Here is a 6914-nt window from a genome sequence, read left to right on the forward strand (position 1 = left end):
CGACCGGCCGCGCGACGGGCAGGGCACCGCGGGGAATCCCGAGGACGATGTCGACCGCGAGATCGCGGCGCTCGAGTTCCGCTGCGAGGCGTTCGCCGGCGTCGGTTCTGTCGTCGAACATGGTCCTGTCCGGTAGTACGGGAGCGACGCATTACGTGTTTGCGCCGCACACGCCGGGACAGTGATGTCGGTCCGATGCGATCGGACCGGAACACGCCTGCCGAATCCCTACACGGTGTCGTTCTGGAAAGGGCGTATGGGACGCCTCCAGCAAACGCTCTCGAACGTGAGCGACGAGACGGAGCAGGACAACGGTCGCGTCGGGATCGTCGGCGGGAGCGTCGCGTACCCGAGCCAGCCCGCGCTCGTCGGGCAAGCGGCGCTGCGGACCGGCTCCGATCACGTCCGGGCGTTCGTCCCCGAGCCGATCTACGAGATCGTCGCGGGCCACTCGCCGAATCTCCTCGTCGACCGCTACGACCGCGAGCAGTTCGACGACGGTGCCGTCGAACGGACTCTCGAGGTGGCCGACTGGGCCGACGCCTTCGTGATCGGCCCCGGGCTCGCCGACGCGGATCCCGACGCGGTTCGCGAGGCGGTCGATCGGATCGAGGTCCCGATCGTCGTCGACGCGCTGGCGATCGAACCCGCGCTCGAGGCGGACCTCTCGAACGCGATCCTGACGCCGAGCGGTTCCGAGGACGACCCGATATACGGGGCCTACGGCTCGCTCGAGACCTTCTCCGAAGAGACCGGGGCGGTCATCACCCTGACCGGTGGCGTCGACGAGATCGTCGCCGAGGGGGAGCGGATCGAAAACGAGACGGGAACGTCGGCGATGACCGTCGCCGGGACCGGAGATACGCTGTCGGGGATCATCGCCTCGCTGCTCGGGCAGGGAATGGATCGCCGCGAGGCCGCGGAACTCGGCGCCTGGATCCTCGGCAAGACCGGCGAGCTCGCGACCGCCGAGCACGGACCGGGCGTCGTCGCGACCGACGTCATCGAACGGATTCCGAACACGATCCGTTAACCGCTCGCTTCGGCACCCGCTTTCGGATCGGCTACTGTTCGCGGACGACGATCACCGTCATCGGTGCGCGGCGGACCACCCGCTCAGAAACGCTTCCGAGCATGACGCGACCGACGCCGCGTCGTCCGTGACTGCCGACGACGATTTGCTCGAATCCGTTCTCGACCGCGTAGTCGACGATTTCCCGCGCCGGCTTCCCCTTCTCGACGGCCGTCTCGATCTCGCGGTCGGTGTCAGCGCCCGATCGCACGGCCGCCTCTACGACCTCCTCACCGCGTTCTCGCGCGTTCTCGTATCCCGGGAGCGCCGCTTCGGAGGTGGCGAACGACGCCCAGTACCCCTCCGGAAGTCGAACGACGTGTATCGCCGTTATCGCGGATTCGGGGAACTCTTCGAGCGCGTACTCGAGCGCCGCCTCGGCTTGCGGGGAATCGTCGATCGCGACCAGCGTTTTCCGGACCATGCGGGAGAGTACCACCCGCATGGACGTAACGACGATCTCACGATCCTGGGAAATTCGCACGTACTGGCAGGCTATCGGATCGACCCCGTCGCAGCCCGCCGACGTCGAAGTCGCCCGCGAACGATCGGCGTCACCGGAAACACCCCGACGGTGACTCGCTCTATCTCGAGGACGTCGAACGCGTCGTGTCCGACGAAGCGCTCGACCGTCTCGCGGTTCAACTGACAGCCGCCCGCAGCGCGTTCCCACAGCGGCGTGAGAGCGTCCTGCGCTCGGGCCCGCCAGCCGTCGTTGCGGACGTGCTCGAGGAAGCGCAGTTCGCCGCCCGGTCGCAGGACGCGGGCGAACTCCTCGAGCGCCGTCTCGGGGTCGGCGATGGTACAGAAGACCAGACTCGAGAGGACGACATCGAAGCTGTCGTCGGCGTACGGCAGCGACTCGGCGCGGTCACCGCGGAGGTGAACCTCGAGGCCGGTCCCCCTCGCCTCGCGGGCGGCGCGGCGTCGCATGTGCGGATCCGGTTCGATCGCGTGGTACTCGGGGGTGTCGTCGGCGTCGGTCGCGTACGGAATCATCACGCCGTTGCCCGCACCGATATCGAGAACGCGACCGGAGAGGTCGGCCGCGAGGTACTCGCGGTGGGGGCCGATCAGGAACCGATCCGGCACGAACCGATCGTACAGTGCGGCGAACGTGGGGTGTGAGATCATCCGATCGCCCGCGGCGCACCGTGGATTACTGTCTGCCATCGTGTCACTCGGTCTAACGGACGGCGACCTGAGTGATACCCCTTTTCCCGTCGGTACTCGAACTCGTAGCGATCGGTTTCGGGACGGATACCGATCGTTGCCCGATCGGCAGAGAGGGTGGTTGCTACGTCTCAGTTCAGATCGACCAACCGACGGCGGTGGCGCGCGCTCGGTCGCGGTGAGCGGAGCGAGACCGAACTGAGTGAGATCTCGGAATGGCGAGCGGGAAGCGAATGCGAGGTCCAAGCACAGCGAGGACCTCGAGAAGCGAACGGCGAACGACGTGAGCTGTGAGAAGCGACCCGTGAGGCCAGCGAACCGCGATTTGATACCATGCGAGATCGTCGCGAATAGTGGGGACTGACGGTCCTGCGAACCATGCGAATAGTGCGAGACCGGAGATCTCGCAGACCATGTGAACGGACGATACGCACCCGTGATCAGACGGCGGCTCCGCCGTCGTGAGCAGACGGGCGTGGAGTGCCCGTGCGGAGAAATCGGTTGAGGGGGTGGCGATCCCCTGATGTCACGATAGGAGGACGCTTTTTCTCACACATACCACCAAAATCCAGGTTTCATTCACACACAGCAGTCGATTTTCCTCGCCGGTCCCGCGCCCAGCAGCGAGGAAATCGCTATAGCGATTTTTGGTTTATCCGAACGAATGCGGATCGACACTGAAACGTCAGCGTTACGGCGGCGCGCCGGCCAGTTCGTGTATGGAAGTGCCGTGCGTCCGCGTCGCGCGCGAAGCGGGGGAAGCGGCGCGATCGTCGCTCGCCGACGCCGACCTGATCGACGACGCCTACGAGATCACCGTCTCGGACGGCCAGCTCTACATTCCGATCACCGACTCCGACGCCGCATCGGCTGTGCTCGAGGAGTGCGAAATCGTCTCCCGGGAAGCCACCGAGCGCGAGCAGCAGACGACGCCCGCGGATCTCCTCGCGTTCGATCCCACCTACGAGCGACTCGGCAAGGCCGCGCTCATCGACGAGGACGATCCCGAGCGGGCACGCGATATCGCCGACGCCATCCTCGAGTCGGATCTCCCCGCGGAAACGGTGCTGAACAAGGCCTCGAAAGTCAAAGGCGAGACGCGCGTGCGCGACTGGGAGCTGCTCGCCGGCGAGAACACGGCGGTCGTCCACCGCGAGTACGGCTGCGAGTTCGCACTGGACCTCGCGACGGTCTACTTCTCGCCGCGGCTCGCGACCGAGCGCCACCGCGTGGCCGAGCAGGTAGACGCGAATGAGCACGCGTTCGATATGTTCGCCGGCGTCGGCCCCTTCGTGATCCCGTTCGCGAAACGCGGCGCGACGTGCGTCGGCGTGGACATCAACGCCGAGGCGATCGACTACCTCCGCGAGAACGCCCGCCGAAACGGGGTCGCGGACCGCGTGACCGCTATTAACGACGATGTGCGCGAGGTGGCCGCCGAATACGAAAACCGGGCCGACCGGATCGTGATGAACCTCCCCCACAGCGCCGACGATTTCCTCGAGTCGGCCGTCACCCTGGCCGGCGACGACTGTACCCTCCACTACTACGACATCCAGCACGAGGACGACCCGTTCGGGCCGGGCGAACGCGCGATTCGCGCAGCCGCCGAACCCGAGTACGCGGTCACCGTCGAAACCCGCCACACCGTCCGGTCCTACGCTCCCCACGAGCTGAACGTCTGTCTGGACGTCCACCTCGAGCGGTAATCCGGAGCGTCAACGCGTGCCATCTGCCATGAACTCCCATCGCACGAGCGCACCGATTCGCAATCCTTATGGCTGGTATCGGTCCTACGAATGAATGTACTCGCGCCGGTGTTGAGGCGACGGTCGTCGCCGATGCATGGGACACGAGCGAAGTGAGTGTGCCGGTGTAGCTCAGACTGGCAGAGCGAATCCTTCGTAAGGATTAGGTCGAGGGTTCAAATCCCTCCACCGGCTCTTTTGGCGACGAACGGACGTGAGGAGCGAAAGAGCGACTGGAGGGATTTGAATCAGGGAGGAGCTTGCTCCGACCGTGGTTCAAATCCCTCCACCCGACTTGTCTTCTGCGACGGATATCACGCGAGGAGCGAGCGCCAGGGGGAGTGAAATGGGGATGCTGTTTCGCTACGACCATCAATCGATTTCAACGAGGGGCCTGTTGTCCGCCGGGTCGACGACTCATTCGGGCCGCCAAGATCACTGTACGGCAGCCAACGGTGGCATGAACGTCCGAATGAAGCTGTGAGCGACTCGAGGACTGAGCTATTGCTTCGATTCAACCGATTCACGGGGTTCAACCGCGGGTCAGCGTCTGTGATAAATCACATATTGCGATATCAAATGGGTGATTCCCGTGATCAGCGGCTATCGACGGACGAAGACTGCGAGAACGATTACAGCGAGAAGACGATTACAGTTAGATCTCGAGCGACGGCTCCACCGCGTGCTCGAGCATCTCGAGGAGGTCGTGGACGGTCGCGGGCACCGTGCCGTCCTCGTTCATTCGTTGGTGCATCCCTCGATCAGGCGACGCAGTCGGTCCGCCGGCAGCGCGCCGGTGAGCTGTTCGACCTGCTCGCCGTCCGCGAAGAGCGCGAGCGTCGGAACGCCACGGACGCCGTAGGCACCCGCGAGTTGCTGATGTTCGTCGACGTCGACGTTCGCGATCACGGCCGCCGTCTCGCTAGCCAATTCCGCGAGAACGGGCTCGAGCATCTGACAGGGACCACACCAGTCGGCGTAGAAGTCGACGAGCACGGCCTCGCGCGCCTCGATGACCTCGTCGAGATGGTTCTCGTTCTCGATGGAAAGCGGTTCGTCAATCGACTGTTCGGACGTTTCGCCGCGCCCATCAGTTGCCATCATCTCTCCGAACGGGTCGACAGTGTGTAATCATTTGTGAGAAGTGCACAATATGGGCACGAATTCTATTTGTAACTCGACCAACTCCAGTACGTTCGTCGAGAGGGCATTCCACGACGTCGTCTTTGCGACGACCGATGTGCTCGAGGACGAGAGTCGGTGTTCTCCGGGACGGAGAGAGAAAAGATGAGTGATCACTCACCGCGAGATTTGTGAGTGAGATCGAGGCGTCCGAGGCTAGCCTTCGGCCGTCGTCTCGGCTTGCTCGTATTTCGTTTCGAACGCCTGAATGAGCTGGCCTATTTTCGCGTACCAGTCGTTTAGCATCCGCTGCATGTCGTTTGCGATCTGGGACGAGTCGGTCGGATGATAGACGTGGTAGTAGCCGCCCTGCTCGTAGTTGATCTGATCCTTCTGGATGAAGCCCGTCTGCAGGAGCCGCTGGACGGACCGGTAGGCGGTCGAGCGCTCGCGGTCGACGGCAGCAGCGATCTCGTCGACGGTCATGGGCTCTTCGGTATCGACGAGGATCCGGAAACACTCCTTGTCGAGTTGCTTGAGGCCGTGAAAACACTCGAGGAGGTCCTCACACTGCAGATCCTGCTGAAGTTGTTCAGACATCGAGTCTGGCATTGGAATCACTACCGGGTAGGTACCATGCAGTTAAAAGATTTGTGTAGAGGTTGCACAATCCTGTGCCGATCTCGGTCGGTATCAGTGACGACGTATTCGATTCTCGGCCGAGATCCGTTACGCAGAGAAATTACAGCCTCGGCAGTCACATCGTCGTGATACGTGCGTCCCCCAAGATAGTCCGCGCCGAAGAGCGGTCATTCGGTACCCGCATGTGCGAATCGGACGGTGGAGGGTATACTGGAACCTTGCATGAAAGTTCTGACCATAGGAACGTTCGGGACTCTTGTACGGGTGAACTACCCCACCCTACTTGCTCGCGGCACTCGCTCGTTGAGGACGGACTTGGCACCCTCACCGCCACCGCTAAAAAGTCGAATTAACTACCAGATAGGGGTATGCTGATAGTGGTTGGAACAATTGCATAGCTAAGAAATCAGGTTAATTGGTAGATAGGGTTATGACTGGTATTCGCGCGTACTCGTATAGTCATGTGGAAACGACGATCTGTGCTGGCGACTGGTGCAGCGCTATCAATCGGGACTGGACTCGCTTCGATGGGGGTCGGAGCCTCGGAGGCTGACATTGGCGAGCTACCGGACCCGGATCGCAATCCGGGACCGAACGAGGACTGGCCGTCGTACCGAGGCGACCCTGGTCACGCCAGATACATCGCGGACGGCCACGAGTTCGACGGCGAGTCGCTCGAGGTCGCCTGGTCCGTCGATCACGATGGCTCCGTCGCGGTGGCCGACGACACCGTGTACACGACGACCGCCGACGGGGTCGTCGCCCTCGACGCGGCCGACGGCACGCTCGTCTGGGGGAACGCCGACATCGACGCGGGCGCCCCCGCAGTAGCCGGCGAGACGGTGTACCTCGACGGCGGCGAGATCGTGGCGCTCGATCGGGACGACGGTGGCGTCCGTTGGGAGAGCGATCTCGGTCCCGAGGAGTGGACGGGCAGCCACACGGCGGCGTACGACGGCGTCTTCGTCGTCGTCGACGGTACCCTGTCCGCGCTCGAGGCCGACGACGGGTCAGTCCGATGGCGAAAAGAATCAGCCGTCGTCGAGTCGGGCGACGGTGACGAACACGAGTCCGGATTTATCACCGGAACAGCCGCGGCGAACGGCGTCGTCTACGCTGGAACGGAGACGGGAACGTTCGCTTTCGACCCCGCGACC

Annotated in this window: 7 protein-coding genes, 1 tRNA gene and 1 pseudogene; 4 read left to right on the top strand and 5 right to left on the bottom strand. The window is 63.4% G+C overall.

What is annotated here, in order from left to right; genetic code table 11:
* A pseudogene (locus PGX04_RS01150) lies at positions 1-121 on the bottom strand (phosphoribosyltransferase); the annotation flags it as partial.
* Between the two features lie 135 nt (positions 122-256).
* Between PGX04_RS01150 and PGX04_RS01155 the strand changes: the two are divergent.
* Positions 257-1033 (top strand): NAD(P)H-hydrate dehydratase, encoded by a 777-nt coding sequence (locus PGX04_RS01155; RefSeq protein WP_273736832.1) that lies wholly within the window; start codon positions 257-259, stop codon positions 1031-1033.
* Between the two features lie 31 nt (positions 1034-1064).
* Here PGX04_RS01155 and PGX04_RS01160 read toward each other — a convergent pair whose 3' ends face one another.
* Complete coding sequence (locus tag PGX04_RS01160) at positions 1065-1496, bottom strand: universal stress protein (RefSeq protein WP_273736833.1); 432 nt, start codon at positions 1494-1496, stop codon at positions 1065-1067.
* 71 nt (positions 1497-1567) lie between these two features.
* Positions 1568-2245: a class I SAM-dependent methyltransferase gene (locus PGX04_RS01165; protein WP_273736834.1), complete on the bottom strand. Its 678-nt coding sequence runs from the start codon at positions 2243-2245 to the stop codon at positions 1568-1570.
* A 719-nt stretch (positions 2246-2964) separates the two neighbouring features.
* Here PGX04_RS01165 and PGX04_RS01170 point away from each other — a divergent pair.
* Together PGX04_RS01170 and PGX04_RS01175 are read left to right on the top strand one after the other, a co-directional pair.
* Positions 2965-3954 (top strand): class I SAM-dependent methyltransferase, encoded by a 990-nt coding sequence (locus PGX04_RS01170; protein ID WP_273736835.1) that lies wholly within the window; start codon positions 2965-2967, stop codon positions 3952-3954.
* A gap of 160 nt (positions 3955-4114) precedes the next feature.
* Positions 4115-4188 (top strand) — tRNA-Thr (locus PGX04_RS01175).
* A gap of 543 nt (positions 4189-4731) precedes the next feature.
* Here the strand turns inward: PGX04_RS01175 and trxA are convergent.
* Both trxA and PGX04_RS01185 read right to left on the bottom strand, forming a co-directional pair.
* Positions 4732-5094 carry a thioredoxin gene (trxA, locus tag PGX04_RS01180; protein ID WP_273736836.1) on the bottom strand — a complete coding sequence of 121 codons (363 nt, stop codon included), beginning with the start codon at positions 5092-5094 and terminating at the stop codon, positions 4732-4734.
* 237 nt (positions 5095-5331) lie between these two features.
* Positions 5332-5727: a helix-turn-helix domain-containing protein gene (locus PGX04_RS01185; RefSeq protein WP_273736837.1), complete on the bottom strand. Its 396-nt coding sequence runs from the start codon at positions 5725-5727 to the stop codon at positions 5332-5334.
* A gap of 491 nt (positions 5728-6218) precedes the next feature.
* On the opposite strand from PGX04_RS01185, the gene PGX04_RS01190 reads away from it, so the two are divergent.
* Positions 6219-6914: outer membrane protein assembly factor BamB family protein (locus PGX04_RS01190; protein WP_273736838.1), on the top strand; the 696-nt coding region annotated here is incomplete at its 3' end.

This window comes from Natrinema soli (assembly GCF_028618695.1).